Raw genomic sequence first — 18,895 nt, 5'->3', positions numbered from 1 at the left:
CGCAATGGAGCTGCCTTCTGGAGTGTAGTCTTAAGATTCGAGCAATAGGTCTTCTGGGTTCTCAATCAATTCTTTCACTGTTTTCAAGAAGCCGACAGAGTCGCTGCCATCGATGACACGGTGGTCATACGATAGCGCTACATACATCATCGGACGGATTTCCACATTGTCGCCCACTGCGATCGGGCGCTTCTGGATCGTGTGCATGCCGAGAATCCCTACTTGTGTACCGTTCAAGATCGGTGTAGACAAGAGTGAACCGAAGACACCGCCGTTTGTGATCGTGAACGATCCACCGGTCATATCGCCGATTGATAGTTTCTTGTCACGCGCTTTAGTCGCCAATTCACCAATCGACGCTTCGATTTCTGCAAAGTTCTTTTTATCCGTATCGCGTACGATCGGCACCACAAGGCCTTCTTCAGTCGATACAGCGATCCCTACATCATAGAACTGCTTCAAGAGCACGTCTGTGCCATCGATTTCAGCGTTAACGTATGGATATTTTTTCAATGCAGCTGTTACTGCTTTAGTGAAGAAGGACATAAATCCAAGCTTGACGTCATGGTCTTGTTGGAATTTGTCTTTCTTGCGCTTGCGCAGTTCCATTACATTGGTCATGTCGATTTCATTGAACGTCGTCAACATAGCTGTCGATTGCTTCACTTCAAGCAAACGCTTGGCAATGGTCTGGCGGCGTCTAGTCATTTTTTGACGCACGATGCGGCCGCTTTCTTCATCAGAAGAAGGGGCTGCAGATGCGGAAGCTTTCGGTGCCTCCTGCTTAGCTGGAGCTGGAGTCGCTGCCGGTTTTGAACCATGTGCTTCAACGTCTTGGACGCGTACGCGGCCCATTGGGTCTACTGGCGTGATAGAAGCCAGGTCAATGCCTTTTTCACGCGCTAATTTGCGCGCTGCCGGGCTTGCGATTGTACGGTCGGAAGAACTGCTGTCTTCTTCTGTAGGCGCAGCTTCCTGGTCTGCTGGCGCTTCTTGTTTTGCTTCTTCTTTAGCTAGGTCTTCTTTTGGTGCTTCTTCTTTTTTAGCGTCTTCTTTCGGCGCCGAAGCTGCCGCTTCGCCAGAGCCTTCGCCGACTGTCGCGATTACTTGGCCGACTTCAACCGTATCGCCTTCTTCGGCAAGCAGTTCCTGAACAACGCCCGCTTCTTCAGAGATGACTTCCACGTTGACTTTATCAGTTTCCAGTTCAACGATGAATTCACCTTTTTCTACTGTATCGCCCGGCTGTTTCAGCCACTGGGCGATTGTTCCTTCTGTAATCGATTCTGCTAATTCCGGTACTTTGATCTCTGCCACAATTAATTCCTCCTTAAAAGTTCATCATTTCAATTTAGCTAAAGCTTCATCGATGATGCGTGCCTGTTCGACTTTATGTGACTCGCCGTCGCCTTCTGCAGGGCTTTGGCGCTTCATGCGTCCGTAGTATTTCACTTCTTTGCCATCTGCGAGTTCGCGCAAGTAAGGGTCGGCAAATGACCAAGACCCCATATTTTGCGGCTCTTCCTGTACCCAAGCCAATTCCTTGGCGTTCGGGTAGCGGTCGACGATCGCTTTGATTTTTTCAGCTGGGAACGGATACAGTTGCTCGACGCGGACAATATGCGCCCACTCGTAGCCTTTTCCGTCTTTAACGCGTTCCGCCAAATCGATGGCCATCTTACCGCTAGCAAATAGCAGGCGTTTCACTTTCTTCGCATCCTGCCCCATGCCCGGCTGTTCGATGACTGTCTCGAACTTGCCTTCTGCCAATTGACCGACTTCAGCCCCGACAAGCGGGTGTCTTAGAAGCGACTTCGGCGACACGATAATTAATGGGCGGATGGCTTCTTCTCCTAGCATTTTTGCCTGGCGGCGCAGAATGTGGAAATAGTTCGCTGCGCTGGATAGGTTTGCGACTGTCCAGTTGTTTTCTCCAGCCATTTGCAAATGACGCTCGAGACGTGCACTGGAGTGTTCCGGGCCTTGCCCTTCATAGCCGTGCGGAAGCAGCATGACCAAACCGGATTTTTGGCCCCATTTTGCGCGGCCGGACGAAATGAATTGGTCGAACATGACTTGTGCCATATTGGCGAAATCTCCATATTGAGCTTCCCAAATGACCAATGCTTTGTCATTCTCTACATTGTAGCCGTATTCGAAGCCAAGGATAGAAGCTTCACTTAGCGGGCTGTTGTAGACGACGAATGATGCTTTCGAGTCGGAAATGTGGTGAAGCGGAACAAGTTCGTTGCCGTTCTTCTCATCATGCAGCACAAGATGGCGGTGTGCAAAGGTTCCACGCTGTGCATCTTGCCCTGTCAAACGGATTGGGTTGCCTTCTTGCAAAATGGCACCGAACGCCAATGTTTCTGCATGGGCCCAATCGATTTTGCCTTTTCCTTTGAATGGCTCTTCGCGGCGTTTCAGGATACGCGCCAATTTGCCGAACGCAGAAAAGTCTTGTGGCCACGACAACAGTTCTTCGTTCAATTTTTCAAGAATATCTTTGCCGACGCCTGTTTCGATTTCCGGGAAACCGTTCAGGACAGCTTCCGGCATCTCTAATTTCGGATGATCATCGGATTTATTTTCTTTTACTTTGTCATACGCTTCCTGCATCACTTTTTGAATGTCAGAATCAAGTGTTTTAACTTCATCTTCAGAAAGCACGCTCTCAGAAGATAATTGTTTACCGTACAATTCACGGACTGTATCGTGCTGATGAACGCCGTGGTACATCATCGGGTTCGTCACTAACGGCTCATCCATTTCATTATGGCCGTAGCGGCGATAGCCAATCAGGTCAATCAGGATGTCTTTGCCGAATTTCTCGCGGTATTCAAAAGCCAAGCGTGCAACGGCTACGACAGCTTCCGGCTCGTCCGCATTGACATGCAGTACCGGAACTTCAAAGCCTTTTGCCGGGTCAGATGAATAATGCGTTGAGCGGGAATCGTGCTGTTCCGTCGTGAAACCGATCAGGTTATTGGCGATGATGTGGATCGATCCACCCGTTTGATAGCCTTTGATGCGGCTGAAGTTCAAAGTTTCCGTCACGATGCCTTGCCCTGGGAACGCGGCGTCGCCGTGAACGAGGATCGAATAGGCTTTATTCGCGTCTTGTGGTGCCAAGCCGCTCTGTGCAGTCATTTCCTGCGCAGCGCGTGTTTGCCCTGTTACGATCGGACTCACGACTTCCAGGTGGGATGGGTTGTAGGCAAGCTTGATCTTGGTTCCCGCCTTGGAACTGTGTGTAGCGCCCATGTGGTATTTCACATCGCCAAACCAGCCTTTGGTGATTTCAAGCGACCCATCTTCTGGAAGAAACGCTTCATCTCCGACATGTGCGAATCCTGCGAACATCATTTCATATGGTTTATGGAGAATGTGCGTCAAGACATTCAAACGACCACGATGGGCCATGCCAATCATGATGTTTTCCGTGCCGGCAGATTCAGACATGCGTACCAATTCATCCATCAAGACGACAAGTGAATCGACACCTTCGATAGAAAAGCGTTTTTGCCCAACAAATGTGCGATGGACAAACTTCTCAAACCCTTCAACGCGTGTCAAAAGATCCAATACCTGTTTTTTCTTGTCGGCATCGAGTTTGGGCTTCATATCGCCAGCTTCGATTTTCGTTTGGATCCAGCTGCGTTCCTGCGGCTGGATGACATGCGCGAACTCGTAAGCGATTTTATCCGTGTAAAGTGACTTCAGGTAATTGATTGCATCGAGGCCGTTTTTCACTTCGGCTGGAGCGTTTTCCAGGATCAGGGATACTGGGACATCTTTTAAATCAGCTTCAGTCAAGCCATACTTTGAAATCTCCAGTCTTTCCGTATCACGAGGCTGGTCTTGCAACGGGTAGATATCCGAAGCCAAATGGCCGTGCGAACGGATGGCTTCCGCCAAATTAACCGCTGCGAGCACTTTTTCAAAACGATTCGGTTCGACTGCCACACCAGATGCAGCGCCAGTGGCATCGCCTGTCTGAACGGCAGGCTGCTCTGAAGGCGGGCCGTATTGTTTGAATAGCTCTGCAAACTCAGGGTCGATCAATTCAGGGGAATCCTGGTAAAGGTCGTACATCTCCATCACATAGCCCAAGTTCGGGCCGGTGATGGAATTCCACGGGGACTTTGTGTCCGGTTGATTGGTAGACATTGAATAACCTCCAACTATTTGCCTTATGGCATTCACTTTTATTTATAGGTCTTTTCTATTTTAGCACGCCCCTTGCCCGACTTAAAGCGGCAGGGCTGTAGCAGTACTGAACGAATTTCCATATCAATCTTACTACTTCCAGTGAAAAAAACAATGCTTTTGATTGAAAAGATTCAGCTAAAAGGCATTGAAGCGCTTACATGCATCTAAGGCAGCAGAATTCCCATCTTCTAATGGAAGAAACTTATAATTCCCCATGAAAACAAACGATGCCGCCGCCTTTTTTCTTTGCTTCATAGAGCGCATGATCGGCTTTTTGGATCAGCTCCTCAAACTCACTTCCGTTATCGGGATACAAGGCGCTGCCAATTGAACAGGTTGGGGAGAATTGCCGGCCATCAATGACCCATCCATCTTTCAAAGTCTGCTGGATACGAGAGATGATGTTCTCGATCTGTTTCTTGCTATTGATCGCGGATATGCCCGGTAGCAAGATTAGGAATTCGTCTCCGCCAATGCGAGCCGCTACATCGTGCTTTCGGATGCTGCGCTCAAGTGCGCGGGCGAATTGGTGGATGAATTCATCACCGATTTCATGGCCATGCAGATCGTTGATTTCCTTAAACTTATCGCCATCTATGTACAAAACAGCGACTTGGTCACCCGTCCGGATGCTCTTGGCCTCCATTTCACGGAAATGCTTGACCATCATCCGGCGGTTCGGCAAATTCGTCAACGGATCGTGATACGCCATGTGATGCAATTGCTCTTCCATTTCTTTACGGTCGGTGATGTCGAATAAGATCGACAGCATTTGATAAATGCGCCCTTCTACATCAAATAGCGGAATAATTGTCGCATCTACCCAAAAAGACTCGCCATTTTTCTTTAAGCTGCGCACTTGCCCACGCCAGATTTCGCCTTTTTTCAAGACTGACTGGAGGTGGACAAGTTGCTGGCTGGACATGATGGCTTGGCCGATCGACTGGATATTCATTCCCGTCAATTCACTGCTATCAAAGCCAGTCAACTTCTTGAAATTTTCATTGGCAAATTCAATCATACCGGAGATATCCCAAATTAGTACAAGTGCTGCGTAATTTAGTGCATCTTTGTAGCTTTCCAGAATATTCTCCGTCTGTTTCAGTTCATGCTTCAATAACAATTCATTGGTCAGCTCACGGAACACCACATGAAAAGCTCGTATAATTCCATCTTCTTTAATCAATGAATAGCTGGCAGAAAACTTCGCCTCGCGTCCATCGCTTTTAATGCGGCTCAGGAAAATCGAGCTCACTTTATGGGTGCTTGTGCTGGTTTCAAGCAGAAGTTTACCCATTTCAAAGAATTTTTGCTTATCTTGGGGAATGTCTTCGTAACTTCGGCCAAGCCATTCCTTGCGGTGCACGCCAAAGGTTTTTTCGTAAGCTGGGTTCATATCGAGGATCGTAAAATCTGCTGAAATCATCAACATCGGGTCGACTGAGTTTTGGACAAGCGATTGATAGAAAAGATAATCTTCTTCGATTTTCTTTTGTTCGGTCACATCTTTCGTGGTGGCTAGCACGTATTGCACATTCTCATGTTTAAATGGCGTCAGCTCGGTTTCCATCGCGGTTCCGCGGTCAGAGAACAAGCTATAGTCCCTGTACAGATGACGTTCATTGCGCTTGATCGCAATCCGGTATTGCTTGTGAATTTCAAGCGCCAATTCCCTTGGCATGCATTCTTCTACGGTGCGGCCCGTTAGATCCATCCCGAAAATCTTCTGGCAGACCGGGTTGACCCAAACATAAGTAAAGCCGTTGCCCTGCTGTTGCATGCAATAGACCGGGTCGGCGGCTTTCCCGTACAGCATATCCATTTGCTCTTTCGTAAAAGGTCCCGACATCGAATCCACCGCTTTCTGTTATCTCAGCTCTGCTGTCGCGCCGCTGATTTTTTCAATGAATTTTTCATAAGCTAACTGCTCATCCGTCTGTCTCACCAGTTCCAGTTCGCCAGTTGCTGAAGCAGCACCGGCATGGAAGCGATAAGAACCCAAATATGTTGCATTGCCGCTCAACTTCAATCGATAATGGCCGTCCTCGGATTTCACCGAACAGTTAACCATACCACCTGGGTTAAAGACGGAAACGTCTCCGAACGGTACCAGCCCCGCGAGACAGCTGACCAAAGCCGATGCCGTCATGGCCGTACCGCAGGCGTCCGTAAAGCCGACGCCTCTTTCATAAGTCCGTACAAAAATCCCGTCTTTTAATGGCGTCACATAGCTTAAATTGACCCCATCCGAAAAATAGGGGTTATCGCCGTTAAAATATGCCGCCCATTTTTCCTGATGGGAAGGATCTTTCTGCAGATCCTTGCCGACGATCCCGATTAAATGAGGGTTCGGCACGGCAACTGCCGTAAACGGAATGTCAGCATCGATGAACGGCAGCGCTTGCTGGCGCCATTCCGTCTGCTGATCGTATACCATCGGCAAATCGGCTAGCTGAAAAGATACCGGTGAAATTTCCACGCCGTACATGCTCACGCCAGCGTCGATCTGCGGTTCTTGCTGCACAGCTAAACCCGCTTTCATCGTTTCGATTACGGCTTGATCGATGCCTTCCCGCTCGCATACAAAGCGTGCCACACAGCGTAAGCCGTTGCCGCACATAGAAGCTTCAGAGCCGTCCGTATTGAAAACGCGCATTTTCGCATCAGCGCTTTCGGACGGGGAGACGGTCAAGAGGCCGTCTATTTCCGGATCCAGTGCCGCCAGCCGCTTGGTTAATTGCGGAAAATCCTCGCGGTCGGTTCCTTCATAGAGGAAAAATGTATTCATTGAACCATGTACTTTCAGTAATTCCATAACGACACCTCTTCAGCTGGAGTTTATTTTGTGTGGGCAGCCACTAATTTCGCCATTTCATATGCGGTTTTCGGCGGTTCTGCTTCTGTCATTGCGTGGATCAATTGCTCTTCTTCCGCTACCAAGCGCTCAATCGCCGCCATAAAGCTTTGTGGATTCAATTGCTCTTCTTCAAGCACATGGGCAAAGCCTTGCGTTTCGAACAAATTAGCATTTAAAATCTGGTCCCCACGGCTTTTTTGCTTCGACAAAGGAATGAGCAGCATCGGCTTTTTCAATGCCAAAAATTCAAATATCGAATTCGATCCAGCGCGCGAGACGACCAGGTCCGTCAAATGCAAAAGATGCGACAATTCGTGCGTCACATATTCAAACTGGCAATACTGCTCGTGCCCTTCTAAGCGCTCATCGATATTGCCTTTACCGCATAAATGGATGATGTTGAATTGCTTGGTCAAGGTATCCAGGTTTTCGCGTACCGCATCGTTGATGAGTGCAGACCCTTGGCTGCCGCCCATGACCATCAATACTTTATGGCTGTTGTCGAAATGGCATAATTCCCTGCCGCTTGCGGCTGAGCCGTCGAGCAGTTCGCTACGGATGACCGACCCTGTACACGTCGACTTCTCTTTCGGCACATGGGTCATCGTTTCCTTGAAAACCGTAAAAATATGGTCGGCAAAAGGAATCGCCAATTTATTAGCAAGGCCCGGCGTGACATCAGATTCGTGGATGATGACCGGCACTCCTGTCAAACGCCCCGCCATGGCGACCGGCACCGAGACGAAACCGCCTTTTGAAAAAATTGCGACTGGTTTCACTTTGCGGATGATGTTCAAGGCTTGCGTTAATCCCGCCCCGACACGGAACGGATCCGTAAAGTTTTTGGTCGAGAAATAACGGCGCAACTTGCCGCTTGAAATGGGGTGATAGGTAATCTCTGGATAGGAATCGCGGATCAATTCGTTTTCGATGCCTTCTTTTGAGCCGATATATTCAACACGGAACCCGAGTTTTTCCAGTTCCGGAATGATTGCTTGATTTAATGAAACATGGCCGGCTGTTCCGCCGCCTGTTAAAATGATTGTCTTGTTTTCCATCTGTTGTCCTACTCTCCTACTTTGCGCATATGTGTCTTCGTCACTTTGCACGGTTTGTGTGATATACTCGTTTTATTTGGTATTGCAAGTGTATTGGGAGGCTATGAATATGTACGAAACAGAAACGACACAAGAAAAACTCAAATTGTTAACGAAAATCGTCCTGCCGATTCTCATCACCCAAGTCGCTATGTATATGGTGACTTTTTTCGATATTTACATGACCGCCCGCTACGGGACCGAGGATCTTGCCGGCGTGTCGATCGGATCCTCTTTTTGGGTTCCAGTCTATATCGGACTTGCCGGCATCCTCATGTCCATTACTCCAATTGTAGCACAATTGATGGGGGCCAAGAAAAAAGTTGGCGTGAAAGACGCCGTGCAGCAAGGGATTTATTTGGCTATCATTTTGGCCGCGATCGTCTTCAGTTTCTTTTTCTTTGGCATCGACTGGATGCTTGGCTTCATGGATCTCGAACCCGGCGTCAACGACGTAGCCAGCCGCTATATTTTTGCCATGAGCTTAGGGCTGGTGCCGCTGTTCGCTTATAATGCGCTGAGATCTTATATCGATGCGCTCGGCGCCACGCGCGTGACGATGTTCATCACGTTGATGTCGGCACCGATCAATGTGTTCTTCAATTATTTGCTGATCTTCGGAAACTTCGGCTTCCCTGAACTCGGCGGCCCGGGTGCCGGGATGGCTTCTGCGATCACGTATTGGCTAGTGCTTGCCATCGCCGCGTTCATTATCCATACGAACGAGCCGTTCAAGTCATTCGGGGTTTTCCGCAAATGGGCGCGCCCTTCCTTAACCAGATGGAAGGAAATCACAGGCATTGGTGTGCCGATCGGCATTTCGATCTTCGCCGAAACGAGCATCTTTTCTGCAGTGACGTTTATGATGTCTGTGTACGGGACGATCACCATCGCCGCCCACCAGATCGCCTTGAACTTTGCATCGCTGCTCTATATGCTGCCGCTCAGCATCTCGATGGGCGCGACAATACTAGTCGGGTTTGAAGTCGGGGCCAAGCGCGCGTCCCATGCGAAGCAATACAGCTGGCTAGGCGTCGGTGCAGCCGTGACGCTCAGTGTCATCTCATCCGGCATCCTGTATTTCCTGCGGGAACCAATCGCCCAATTGTACTCATCCGACCTTGAGGTCATCGGGCTCGCCGTACAGTTCCTTATCTTCGCGGCCTTGTTCCAAGTATCAGACGCTGTCCAAGCACCTGTACAAGGGGCATTGCGAGGCTATAAGGACGTCAACATCACGTTTATCATGGCACTCATTTCCTATTGGGTGATCGGGCTGCCTTCAGGTTATTTGTTCGCTACGTTTACCGATCTTGGCGCATTCGGCTACTGGGTCGGTTTGATTGTGGGGCTTACGGCAGGCGCCATCACCTTATCGATTCGGCTATTGATCATTCAAAAAAAACTTGCGGCTCATTGAGCCGCAAGTTTTTTATATAGCTGGATCAATTCTATTTTTTCATCTTCTGCAAGTGCTGACTCCTCAACCCGTACGATCGCCAACTCCAGCTTTTCGTTCATTGATTTGCGGACGCGCGGATGAGTCAGTTCGTCATTCAGTTCGACAAGTATACTTTTCTCCAACTCATCTTGAGTCTTGATACGCTGCACCCCTTGCCGGTCCGGCCATAATCGTTTATACGCCTCGATCATGGCAGAACCAATTCCTCAAGGTTTTCACCGATCAGCACAATCTGGTTGCGCAGCTTCATGTATTCCGGCAGCCACTGCACCATACCGTAAGCGTACTGGAAAGAATGCGGATAGCTATGGCCTGAAAGCGTGATATAGCCTTTAATGCGGTAAACAGTATCCGGCAAATTGCGCAGCCATTCTTCAAATGCTTCCCGCTCGATCGGTTCATCAAATGACACGATCTTCGTCTGCAAATTCAATTTCGACACCGGTGCTTGTTCAATCGGCCCACGCTGTGCGGGGCTTACGGATTCAAGCAGTTTCAAAGGCACTTTGGCATGGACCGTCTGGACGATTCGCGCCGTCGGATTGATTTGCTGAATTTCAAAAATCGCCTGGCTTTGTTCCGATTCGCTCAGCAAATCCGTTTTATTCGCCAATAATAAATCGGCGTGGCGGATCTGTTCGATGAATAAAGAACGGATCTGGGGTGATAATTGCTGGCGCTCCAAGAAGCGTTTACTGTCCGCGACGGTGACAATGCCGCGGAAATTCAAACGCTCTGCGAACAGCGGCGAAAAAATTGCATCGAGCGCTTCTACGGGATGTGCCGCTCCTGTTGTTTCGATCAGCAACACATCAAATTCAGACTCCGCGAGCAAAGTCTGGATCTGCGCTTCCGATTTTTCCGAACCGCTGCAGCAAATGCAGCCATCCAGTATTTCCTTGAGGGGCACCCCGTCCCCGACTTCTTCCGAATCGAAATTCATTGATCCGAGTTCATTCATGAACACTGCCGGCTTCAAGCCTTTTTCCTTAAATTCCGCAATCATCTTTTTCAGCAAAGTCGTTTTCCCGCTGCCAAGAAATCCGCTGAACAAATACACATCAACCATCAACTCATCCTTTCTCTGCTATGAAAGAAAAGGCCCGCCGGAAGCGGGCCTTTTCAGCTAACTTATTCTTCTGTATCGGCTTCTTCATCATCAGCCGGTTCTTCAGTTGTTAAGCCTGCTTGTTCCATCAAGATATCTGTTGCTTCCTGGAGCTGTGGATCTTCGGTATTGATCTTTTCACGCAATTGGTCCATGACCGCATATACGGTATCTTCGGTCAATACACCATCCGCTTCAAGATCATTCGCTTCCTGGAACTCCATAACGGCCTGCTCCATCTCTTCTTCAAACACGCCATCGATTTCACCGACTTCATAACCGAGTGCATCCAGCATTTTCTCAGCAGTTTGCACTTGTTCGGATATGCTGCCATCTTTCAATTCGACAGACGGGTCGAGGAATGGCAGAGATGCATATTCCGGATATGGAACCACTTCATCCGGCTCGATGCCTTCTTCGTGGATCCAATTGCCATCCGGCGTCAGCCATTTAGCGGTCGTGAACTTCAAGTTCGAGCCATCCGACAAGTCATTCGCCGTTTGGACGGTCCCTTTCCCGAAGGTTTTTTCGCCGACCAAGGTCACATCAGCGGATTCGCTCATCGCTCCTGCTAAAATCTCAGAAGCCGATGCACTGCCTCCATCGATCAATAAAGTGACCGGGATCTCCAATTTATCGCCGTCTGTAGCCAAATACACTTCCGGCTCTTCGCCTTTTGCCTGCACTTCGAACATTTCCTTGCCTTCTTCAATGAAGAGGTTGGAAATATCAAGCGCCGTATTCAACAAGCCGCCTGGATTCTGGCGTACATCAAGGACTGCCGCTTCCATGCCTTGTTCTTCCATTTCAGCAATGGCATCCTGCAATTCATCGTAAGTGTTTTCCGAGAAACTGGTGATATTGATGTGGGCGACTTGATCATTGACCATTTCCGCATACACGGTTTCGATCGGAATCTCGTCACGGACGATCGTAATCTCGATCGGGTCAGTATTTTCACCGCGCAAAATCGTCAATGTCACTTCGGTTCCTTTTTCCCCACGGATCAACATGACCGCTTCGGTCGTAGAGAATCCTTGGATGCTTTCACCGTCAACTTCCAATATCTGGTCATTCGGCAAGACGCCTGCTTTTTCCGCCGGCGAATTCTTGATAGGTGAAACCACTGTTACGTAACCATTGCGCTCCTGGACTTCTGCACCGATTCCTTCAAAACTAGATGAAATGCCTTCCATGAACTGGGCAGCTTCGTTTTCATCCATATAGTCGGAATAGGGGTCGCCAAGTGCATCAACCATGCCATTGATGGCACCGTTAATCAAATCTTCTTGTTCTATTTCCTCAAAATACTGTGCTTCTATTTGATCGTAAGCAGAATATAATTTCTGGAATTCCTGGCGTTCAGGACTGTTTACTTCCACTGCTTTATCTTCTCCGAACGTTAAAGCGAAAACTGTAATGCCTGCGGTCGCAATGATCAAGAAAAAGACAAGCATGATGAAATAGAAGGTCTTCATTCGAATAAAATGCGGCTTTGGTTCCTCTGCCGCCTGCGCTTCGGGTTGCTGTTCTTCGCCCGGTTGCTTGTCGTCCATATGTTTCACCACTTTCTTCATTCACCTGACAGCAAGTTTCGAAAATTCACCCAAAACTTGGCAGGCTTAAAAGAAAAAGACTGCCTCGACAGTCTTTTTCCTGTTAGTCTTGAATCGCTGCGTCCAATGCCACAACAATCATATCGTTGAAAGTTGTTTGGCGTTCTTCTGCAGATGTTACTTCACCCGTCAACAAATGGTCGCTGACTGTCAAAATCGATAGTGCTTTGCGGCCGAATTTCGCTGCCAGCGTATACAATGCGGAAGATTCCATTTCAAGTCCGAGAATTCCGTACTGCGCCCATTTTTCGTGTTCTGCGTGCTCGTTGTAGAATACGTCTTCAGTGAATACGTTCCCGACGCGCAAGTTCAAGCCTTTTTCCTGTCCGGCTGCATAAGCCTTTTGCAACAGGCCGAAATCGGCGATTGGCGCATACGTGATGCCGTTGAAGATGATATCGTTCATTTTTGAATCCGTTGATGCTGCCTGCGCAAGGATAACATCGCGCACTTTGACGTCCTTATGGATCGAGCCGCATGTACCGACGCGGATCAATTTCTGCACGTCGTATTCTTGCATCAATTCCGTCACATAGATCGAGATCGACGGGACACCCATGCCCGTTCCTTGAACGGAGATGCGTTTGCCTTTGTATGTACCCGTGTAGCCGAACATATTGCGGACTTCGTTATACAATGTTACGTCTTCAAGGAATGTTTCCGCGATGTACTTCGCGCGAAGTGGATCTCCAGGAAGTAGAATAGTATCGGCGATATCGCCTTTTTTAGCATTAATGTGGACACTCATCATAAAACCTCACTTTATTTTAGTCGATTTAATCATACTGTTTTTTATCGCCAAGTGCAATGAAGAGCCTCAAGCTCCCGCGTATTCTTCCCACATTCGGTCGAATGTGGAAGCTTGGAGAACTGGATGCGCCTTTTCTTCAACATATTGGGAGAGTTCCTGGAAATCTGTACTCGTTTTTGGAAAACTGTGATCCAAAAACATCGCCTCAGCAAACTGGGAATATTCATCCTGTATAAGCTTGCCGCGGTATTTCAATGCAAATTGATAAAATGAGCGCTCCATAAGAAGCTCCTCCTTTCAGCAAAAAGCCCGGACCGGAGTCCAGGCTTTCCTTTTATTCGAATAGTTGCAAGTATTCGCTATAGCCTTGCTGTTCCAATTGGTCTTTCGGGACAAAACGCAATGCCGCGGAGTTGATGCAATAGCGCAAGCCGCCAAGTTCAGATGGGCCGTCCGGGAACAAATGCCCGAGATGCGAATCAGCAGAAGCAGAGCGCACTTCAGTCCGTCTCATACCATGGCTCGTATCGAAGCTTTCCTTCACTTCTTCGCCTTCAATAGGCTTGGCAAAACTCGGCCAGCCGCAATGAGCATCAAATTTGTCTTTCGAGCTGAACAAAGGCTTGCCCGAGACGATGTCGACATAAATGCCATCCTCGAAATGCTGGTCGAATTCGCCTTGGAACGGCGGTTCAGTACCGTTTTCTTGCGTGACGTGGTATTGCATCGGCGTCAATTTCGCTTTCAAATCATCTTTCATTTCGATTCCCCCCAGTGATTTTGGATAAACGCCTTGCGACCGGATCCTGTTGCATACCGGTTATAATGCGTTGGGTTTTTCTGGTAATAATCTTGATGATAGGTTTCGGCTGGATAGAATTCTTTCGCTTCCAGAATATCCGTGGCAATCGGCTTAGTGAACTTGCCAGACTGCTCCAATTGCTGTTTGGATTTTTCGGCAGCGATCCGCTGTTCTTCCGTGTGGTAATAAATGGCTGTTTTATAAGAATCGCCGCGGTCGAAAAACTGTCCGCCCGCATCGGTCGGGTCGATCTGGGACCAATACACTTCAAGCAATCGCTCATAAGGATAAAGTTCAGGTTGGAACGTGATTTCAACAGCCTCCCGGTGGCCAGTCGCATTCGTACACACTTGTTCATATGTTGGATTTGGCAAATCGCCGCCTGTATAACCGCTGACGACCGCTTCGATGCCCTCGAGTGAATCAAATGGCTGCACCATGCACCAAAAACAACCGCCGGCAAATGTCGCTTTTTCTGTCTTCATCTTACCCCTCCTCATATTATGGCTGAATGGTGACCAAAAGACGAATGTCATCTTCTTCAAGATCGAACGATGCGGCACGTACTGAAACACCGCCGTTGATGGGAATTTCTGTGAGATTCAGCAAAACTTCCTCTTCTTTCGGCATCACTTCCATAAATTCTGGAAGATCCACAGAGTCTCGAAGTAATTTTAACGCTGATTCCGGTGGTATGTCGAGCTGACCGACTTCAACCGAACGTTGCTCCAGAAGCAAATTGCCATCTGGCAGCACAACTGGGTCGAACGTCAACAGGATCGGTAAGGTCACTCCAAATATGGTCAATTCGGTAGACAAGCTGACATGATCGGTCACAGCGAGTCGCAACGGAATCGGCTGGCCTTCCATCGCCTCTGCGATATAGGTATTCGCAATCCCCTCAAAGTCGGCTTTAGTCGCATTGACGACGACTGTATTGCCTTCAGGTGGGGGGCTGCTTTCTGCCTGATAGGCTCTAAAATTATCGGATGGTGTCGTAATGAACAGGAAAAATCCAATGACGGCAACAAGGTTCAACACCAACAGCACTAAGAATGCAAAACGCCATTTCTTCATTTTTCCACCTCCTATTCCTGGAAGCTGATACCGCATTGTTCCATCGTTTCCGATACTCGCTCAGCCATCAGGTCATAGCCTTTGCTGTTCGGATGGAAGAAATCGGTATGATATACCAAATTCTCATTGCCGACGAATAAATCGCTGACGGGCACGAAACAGGCGTGCGGATCTCCTTCCACTGTATCTTGCATGACTCCATTATAGGAGTCGATGATTTGATCGAATTCCTCTACTTCATCCGTTACTAGTGAAAACGGGTTGTACAGGCCGACAACGATGAGCGGCGCAGACGGATTCAGCGAGCGGATGGATGAGTAGATGGTCTCGAAGCGGTTCTGGTAGAGAATCAACTCTTCGCTGAACGCTTCGATATTCAACGAAAACAAATCCCGTTTGACGATGCGCATGACGTCATTGCCACCGATCGTCATGAAGATATAATCGGAAGCGAGCAGCGGGCCGGACAACTTGCCTTGCTGGAACAGCGCCAATAATTGGTCGCTTCTCCTGCCGCGTTTCGCTGTATTTTCAAGGGCGATGCCTTCTATCCCAGGCCATTCCGCCATTTCGAGCGCCAAACGGCCGACATATCCCCCACGGTTTTCCGTATCGCCCACACCTTGGGATAAGGAATCCCCAAGTGCGGTGATGATCACAGTCTGCGGGATGAAGTTCGGCGGGACCGTGTAGGGGGCGAACTCCACCGGCAAACGCGGCGCCGCTTCTTCTTTACCGAAATTGAACGTCGAAGCACATCCCGCAAGCACGATCGATAAGGCAATGACAATATACAGGATGCGTTTCACGTCCGTCTCTCCTTCATGAATATTTTCGTTTACTCCGTGTAATACATGAAACCGATAGCACCGATTCCAGTATGCGTAGAAATGACCGGAGTCGTAAAATCATAGCGGATATCCGTAAATCCGGTTTGTTTGATTTTTTCGCGCAGCGGCTCAGCCATGGCCTGGCCATTAGCCTGAGCAATGCCGACGCCTTTGACCACTTTGCCCTTCGTGCGTTCTGCAAAATCTTTCACCAAATAATCCACTACTTGTTTATGGCTGCGCATTTTGGCAACAGGCGTGTATTCACCGTCGTCAAGAGAAGCAATCGGCTTGATCTTCAGAAACGACCCGATCATCGCACGGCCTTTGCCGATGCGCCCGCCTTTGACTAAGTTATCGAGCGTATCGACGACGACATACAGTTTTGTATTGCGCCGCACCTGCTCTACGCGTTCGACAATTTCTTCCAACGGCTTGCCATCGAGTGCCATTTTGGCGGCTTCAAACACTTGGAACGTTAAGGCATGTGAAATATAACGGGAATCGATGACCGTAACATCGGAATCCGTCAATTCGGCAGCTGTGCGCGCGGATTCTACGGTACCGCTCATGCCACCGGTCATATGGATGGAAATGATTTGGCTTCCGTCCTTGCCAAGTTCGTCATACAGTTCTTTAAAAACACCTGGCGCCGGCTGGGAACTCTTCGGGAATTCATCTGAATTTTTCATCAGTTCCAGAAAAGCTTCCGGTTCCAAATCAACGCGATCCAGATAGGTTTTGCCCCCAATCTGGATCGACAACGGAACGACATGAAGCCCGTATGCTGCTATTTCTTCTGCTTTCAAATCAGCAGTCGAGTCCGTTACAATGTGAATTTTCGACATTCGCTCACTTCCATTTCATCAGCTTATAGGATGTTTCTCTTCTTGCAACAAATTTACTGAACGACAGCCAGCGCCTGCTCGATGCGGCTTTTCACCACTTGCGCAGCCTTCACCCCAGCTAAGGCCAATTCTTCTGGAGTGAACGGTTCGAGCACTTGAACCGTTACATGGGCAGGGTGAATCTTGTTGTTGTTTTTTTCCATTATACGCGATGTACCTTCAATCGCAATCGGCACAACCGGCACGCCGGCTTCTTTCGCGATGCGCATGAATCCAGCTTTAAACTCCTTGAGTCCCTGCCCTTTGCTTCTCGTGCCTTCCGGAAAAATCAAAATCGAATGGCCTTCGTGAAGCTTTCCGATGGTATCGGTGATGGATTTAAAAGCACTGCGGCGGTCGGTGCGGTCAAGGAACACACAGTTCATCTCTTCCATATAAGTCGGGATGATCGGAAATTTCCTCACTTCTTCTTTGGAAATAAAGCCGAACGGTTTCGGGATCGATGACAACAGTACCGGAATATCGAAATTGCCTTCGTGATTGCTGACAAATAAGACAGGCCCTTCCGGCAAGTGTTCGAGACCGCTCACGTCGACTTGGCTGCCGGTGCGCTTCATGATGCCAGACGCCCATTTCTGGGGTTCGCTATGGATCAACTTGCTGTATTCCTCCTGGCTCATACCCGCCTTGCGCTTTTTGAACTTCGCCAGATTGGTCGCGGCAATCGGCAAATAGCCGAATAGATAAGAAAATGTTCGTGCAGACTTAAGCACCTGATTGTCCTCCTGTATCGCGTTCGTAGACCAAATAAGAATACGGGATGCCGCCTGATTGATGGCGTTCAGACTCCGATACTAATTTCCATTCCCTTCCGTATTCAGGAAAAAACGTATCTCCCTCAAATGCTTGGTGTACCAATGTAATATAGAGCCTGTCTGCAATCGGCAAGGCTTCACGGAAAATCTGCTCGCCGCCGATGACCATCACTTCGTCGTGCTGCTCTCTGGCCAATTCGATTGCATCTTCCAGGTTGTGCGTGATATCGGCGCCTTGTGCCGTATACTCAGTGTTTCGCGTCACGATGATATTGCGCCGCTTCGGCAAAGGGCGGCCGATCGATTCGAAGGTATTGCGCCCCATCACCATGCCTTTTCCTAAAGTATGTTTTTTAAAATAGGCCAAATCTTCCGGAATATGCCACGGCAATTGATTGTCTTTGCCAATTACGTGATCCGGGTCGTGTGCCACCATTAATGAAATCATCAGTTTTCCTCCTTGGCCTTTATACAGCAACAGGCGCTTTGATCCGCGGATGCGGGTCGTAGCCCTCAATTTGAATGTCATCCATGTTCATTTCGAACATCGATTTACCTTCTGTTAATTTTAACGTCGGCAAAGCTTTTGGTGCTCTGCCCAATTGCTCCTGCACTTGCTCCAAATGATTCACATAAAGATGCGTATCACCGGTCGTATGGATAAATTCCCCGGGCTCGAGCCCGCATTCCTGTGCGACAAGATGCGTCAAAAGTGCGTAGGACGCGATATTGAACGGCACACCGAGAAAGACGTCCGCGCTTCTTTGGTACAGCTGGCACGATAATTTGCCATCCGCTACGTAAAACTGGAACATGATGTGGCAAGGCGGCAGCGCCATGTCATCGATGAACTCCGGATTCCATGCCGTCACCAAATGGCGGCGCGAGTCCGGATTGTGCTTGATCGATTCGATAACATTTTTCAGCTGGTCGATCTGGCTGCCGTCAGTCGCGGCCCACGATCGCCATTGCTTGCCGTAGACCGGCCCTAAATCACCGTATTTTTTCGCAAACTCGTCATCTGCCAATACTTTTTCCTGGAACAGCGCCATTTGGTCTTTGTAAAGTGCCGCAAATTCCGGATCGCGCTGTGCCCGACGGCCGAAATCATCCATGTCTGGCCCGTCGTATTCATCGCTTTCGACCCACTGCGCAAATGCCCATTCGTCCCAGATGTGATTATTATCCTTCAATAAAGCCTGGACATTCGTATCGCCTTTGATAAACCAAAGAAGTTCGGAGACGATCAAGCGGAACGCCGTTTTCTTGGTGGTCATGAGCGGAAAGCCCTTCGCCAAATCAAAGCGCATTTGATGACCGAATACGCTTAGCGTCCCGGTTCCCGTACGGTCTTCTTTTTTGGCTCCCTGATCCAAAATATGTTCACACAACGCTAAATATTGTTTCATGCAATTCCCTC

General features: G+C 48.8%; 19 protein-coding genes. 1 reads left to right on the top strand and 18 read right to left on the bottom strand.

What is annotated here, in order from left to right:
* Positions 1-30: 30 nt before the first annotated feature.
* From odhB to KTG14_RS15565, 5 genes are all read right to left on the bottom strand, one after another.
* On the bottom strand, positions 31-1,317 hold the full coding sequence (gene odhB / locus KTG14_RS15585) for a 2-oxoglutarate dehydrogenase complex dihydrolipoyllysine-residue succinyltransferase (protein WP_216971756.1): 1,287 nt from the start codon (positions 1,315-1,317) through the stop codon (positions 31-33).
* 24 nt (positions 1,318-1,341) lie between these two features.
* Positions 1,342-4,170 (bottom strand): 2-oxoglutarate dehydrogenase E1 component, encoded by a 2,829-nt coding sequence (locus tag KTG14_RS15580; RefSeq protein WP_216971755.1) that lies wholly within the window; start codon positions 4,168-4,170, stop codon positions 1,342-1,344.
* A 244-nt stretch (positions 4,171-4,414) separates the two neighbouring features.
* A complete protein-coding gene (locus tag KTG14_RS15575) occupies positions 4,415-6,061 on the bottom strand; it encodes a diguanylate cyclase domain-containing protein (protein ID WP_216971754.1) in 1,647 nt (548 codons plus the stop codon).
* Between the two features lie 18 nt (positions 6,062-6,079).
* On the bottom strand, positions 6,080-7,027 hold the full coding sequence (gene dapF / locus KTG14_RS15570) for a diaminopimelate epimerase (RefSeq protein ID WP_216971753.1): 948 nt from the start codon (positions 7,025-7,027) through the stop codon (positions 6,080-6,082).
* A gap of 23 nt (positions 7,028-7,050) precedes the next feature.
* The gene (locus KTG14_RS15565) at positions 7,051-8,127 is read right to left on the bottom strand and encodes an undecaprenyldiphospho-muramoylpentapeptide beta-N-acetylglucosaminyltransferase (RefSeq protein ID WP_216971752.1); all 1,077 of its coding nucleotides are present in this window, start codon (positions 8,125-8,127) and stop codon (positions 7,051-7,053) included.
* A 109-nt stretch (positions 8,128-8,236) separates the two neighbouring features.
* On the opposite strand from KTG14_RS15565, the gene KTG14_RS15560 reads away from it, so the two are divergent.
* Positions 8,237-9,586 (top strand): MATE family efflux transporter, encoded by a 1,350-nt coding sequence (locus KTG14_RS15560; RefSeq protein WP_216971751.1) that lies wholly within the window; start codon positions 8,237-8,239, stop codon positions 9,584-9,586.
* On the opposite strand, the gene KTG14_RS15555 is transcribed toward KTG14_RS15560, so the two are convergent.
* The 13 genes from KTG14_RS15555 to KTG14_RS15495 all read right to left on the bottom strand — a co-directional run bounded on the left by KTG14_RS15555 (position 9,580) and on the right by KTG14_RS15495 (position 18,884).
* Positions 9,580-9,819, bottom strand: coding sequence for a DUF4572 domain-containing protein (locus tag KTG14_RS15555; protein WP_216971750.1), 240 nt, complete (start codon positions 9,817-9,819; stop codon positions 9,580-9,582). The genes KTG14_RS15560 and KTG14_RS15555 overlap by 7 nt on opposite strands.
* On the bottom strand, positions 9,816-10,697 hold the full coding sequence (locus KTG14_RS15550; protein WP_216971749.1) for a CobW family GTP-binding protein: 882 nt from the start codon (positions 10,695-10,697) through the stop codon (positions 9,816-9,818). The genes KTG14_RS15555 and KTG14_RS15550 overlap by 4 nt, the downstream gene beginning before the upstream one ends.
* A 62-nt stretch (positions 10,698-10,759) precedes the next feature.
* Positions 10,760-12,292 carry a lmo1851 family serine protease gene (locus KTG14_RS15545; protein ID WP_216971748.1) on the bottom strand — a complete coding sequence of 511 codons (1,533 nt, stop codon included), beginning with the start codon at positions 12,290-12,292 and terminating at the stop codon, positions 10,760-10,762.
* 103 nt (positions 12,293-12,395) lie between these two features.
* Positions 12,396-13,100, bottom strand: a complete 705-nt coding sequence (deoD, locus tag KTG14_RS15540) for a purine-nucleoside phosphorylase (RefSeq protein WP_068462501.1) — start codon at positions 13,098-13,100, stop codon at positions 12,396-12,398.
* Positions 13,101-13,169: 69 nt separating this feature from the next.
* Positions 13,170-13,385: a YozE family protein gene (locus tag KTG14_RS15535; RefSeq protein ID WP_216971747.1), complete on the bottom strand. Its 216-nt coding sequence runs from the start codon at positions 13,383-13,385 to the stop codon at positions 13,170-13,172.
* Between the two features lie 52 nt (positions 13,386-13,437).
* Positions 13,438-13,863: a peptide-methionine (R)-S-oxide reductase MsrB gene (msrB, locus tag KTG14_RS15530; protein ID WP_216971746.1), complete on the bottom strand. Its 426-nt coding sequence runs from the start codon at positions 13,861-13,863 to the stop codon at positions 13,438-13,440.
* Entirely contained in the window at positions 13,860-14,390 is a 531-nt protein-coding gene (gene msrA, locus KTG14_RS15525; protein ID WP_216971745.1) for a peptide-methionine (S)-S-oxide reductase MsrA, read from the bottom strand. Before msrA ends, msrB begins: the two co-directional genes overlap by 4 nt.
* A gap of 16 nt (positions 14,391-14,406) precedes the next feature.
* Positions 14,407-14,982, bottom strand: a complete 576-nt coding sequence (locus tag KTG14_RS15520; protein ID WP_216971744.1) for a YpmS family protein — start codon at positions 14,980-14,982, stop codon at positions 14,407-14,409.
* Positions 14,983-14,993: 11 nt separating this feature from the next.
* Complete coding sequence (locus KTG14_RS15515) at positions 14,994-15,791, bottom strand: GDSL-type esterase/lipase family protein (RefSeq protein WP_216971743.1); 798 nt, start codon at positions 15,789-15,791, stop codon at positions 14,994-14,996.
* 29 nt (positions 15,792-15,820) lie between these two features.
* Complete coding sequence (locus KTG14_RS15510; RefSeq protein WP_216971742.1) at positions 15,821-16,660, bottom strand: DegV family protein; 840 nt, start codon at positions 16,658-16,660, stop codon at positions 15,821-15,823.
* Between the two features lie 53 nt (positions 16,661-16,713).
* Positions 16,714-17,433, bottom strand: coding sequence for a lysophospholipid acyltransferase family protein (locus KTG14_RS15505; protein WP_216971741.1), 720 nt, complete (start codon positions 17,431-17,433; stop codon positions 16,714-16,716).
* Positions 17,426-17,923, bottom strand: a complete 498-nt coding sequence (locus KTG14_RS15500) for a dihydrofolate reductase (protein ID WP_216971740.1) — start codon at positions 17,921-17,923, stop codon at positions 17,426-17,428. The genes KTG14_RS15505 and KTG14_RS15500 overlap by 8 nt, the downstream gene beginning before the upstream one ends.
* Positions 17,924-17,942: 19 nt before the next feature.
* A complete protein-coding gene (locus tag KTG14_RS15495; protein WP_216971739.1) occupies positions 17,943-18,884 on the bottom strand; it encodes a thymidylate synthase in 942 nt (313 codons plus the stop codon).
* Between the last annotated feature and the right edge of the window lie 11 nt (positions 18,885-18,895).

This window comes from Planococcus sp. CP5-4_YE, assembly GCF_019042655.1.
Taxonomy (GTDB): domain Bacteria; phylum Bacillota; class Bacilli; order Bacillales_A; family Planococcaceae; genus Planococcus.
The sequence above is the reverse complement of the archived record's forward strand: the minus strand, read 5'-3'. Positions and strand labels throughout refer to the sequence as shown.

What these genes read in the sequence shown, in the direction of transcription:
- KTG14_RS15580 (WP_216971755.1), bottom strand. Translation starts at nt 4,170, where the DNA reads ATGTCTACCAATCAACCGGACACAAAGTCCCCGTGGAATTCCATCACC.
- KTG14_RS15575 (WP_216971754.1), bottom strand. Translation starts at nt 6,061, where the DNA reads ATGTCGGGACCTTTTACGAAAGAGCAAATGGATATGCTGTACGGGAAA.
- dapF (WP_216971753.1), bottom strand. Translation starts at nt 7,027, where the DNA reads ATGGAATTACTGAAAGTACATGGTTCAATGAATACATTTTTCCTCTAT.
- KTG14_RS15565 (WP_216971752.1), bottom strand. Translation starts at nt 8,127, where the DNA reads ATGGAAAACAAGACAATCATTTTAACAGGCGGCGGAACAGCCGGCCAT.
- KTG14_RS15560 (WP_216971751.1), top strand. Translation starts at nt 8,237, where the DNA reads ATGTACGAAACAGAAACGACACAAGAAAAACTCAAATTGTTAACGAAA.
- KTG14_RS15555 (WP_216971750.1), bottom strand. Translation starts at nt 9,819, where the DNA reads ATGATCGAGGCGTATAAACGATTATGGCCGGACCGGCAAGGGGTGCAG.
- KTG14_RS15550 (WP_216971749.1), bottom strand. Translation starts at nt 10,697, where the DNA reads ATGGTTGATGTGTATTTGTTCAGCGGATTTCTTGGCAGCGGGAAAACG.
- KTG14_RS15545 (WP_216971748.1), bottom strand. Translation starts at nt 12,292, where the DNA reads ATGGACGACAAGCAACCGGGCGAAGAACAGCAACCCGAAGCGCAGGCG.
- deoD (WP_068462501.1), bottom strand. Translation starts at nt 13,100, where the DNA reads ATGAGTGTCCACATTAATGCTAAAAAAGGCGATATCGCCGATACTATT.
- KTG14_RS15535 (WP_216971747.1), bottom strand. Translation starts at nt 13,385, where the DNA reads ATGGAGCGCTCATTTTATCAATTTGCATTGAAATACCGCGGCAAGCTT.
- msrB (WP_216971746.1), bottom strand. Translation starts at nt 13,863, where the DNA reads ATGAAAGATGATTTGAAAGCGAAATTGACGCCGATGCAATACCACGTC.
- msrA (WP_216971745.1), bottom strand. Translation starts at nt 14,390, where the DNA reads ATGAAGACAGAAAAAGCGACATTTGCCGGCGGTTGTTTTTGGTGCATG.
- KTG14_RS15520 (WP_216971744.1), bottom strand. Translation starts at nt 14,982, where the DNA reads ATGAAGAAATGGCGTTTTGCATTCTTAGTGCTGTTGGTGTTGAACCTT.
- KTG14_RS15510 (WP_216971742.1), bottom strand. Translation starts at nt 16,660, where the DNA reads ATGTCGAAAATTCACATTGTAACGGACTCGACTGCTGATTTGAAAGCA.
- KTG14_RS15500 (WP_216971740.1), bottom strand. Translation starts at nt 17,923, where the DNA reads ATGATTTCATTAATGGTGGCACACGACCCGGATCACGTAATTGGCAAA.
- KTG14_RS15495 (WP_216971739.1), bottom strand. Translation starts at nt 18,884, where the DNA reads ATGAAACAATATTTAGCGTTGTGTGAACATATTTTGGATCAGGGAGCC.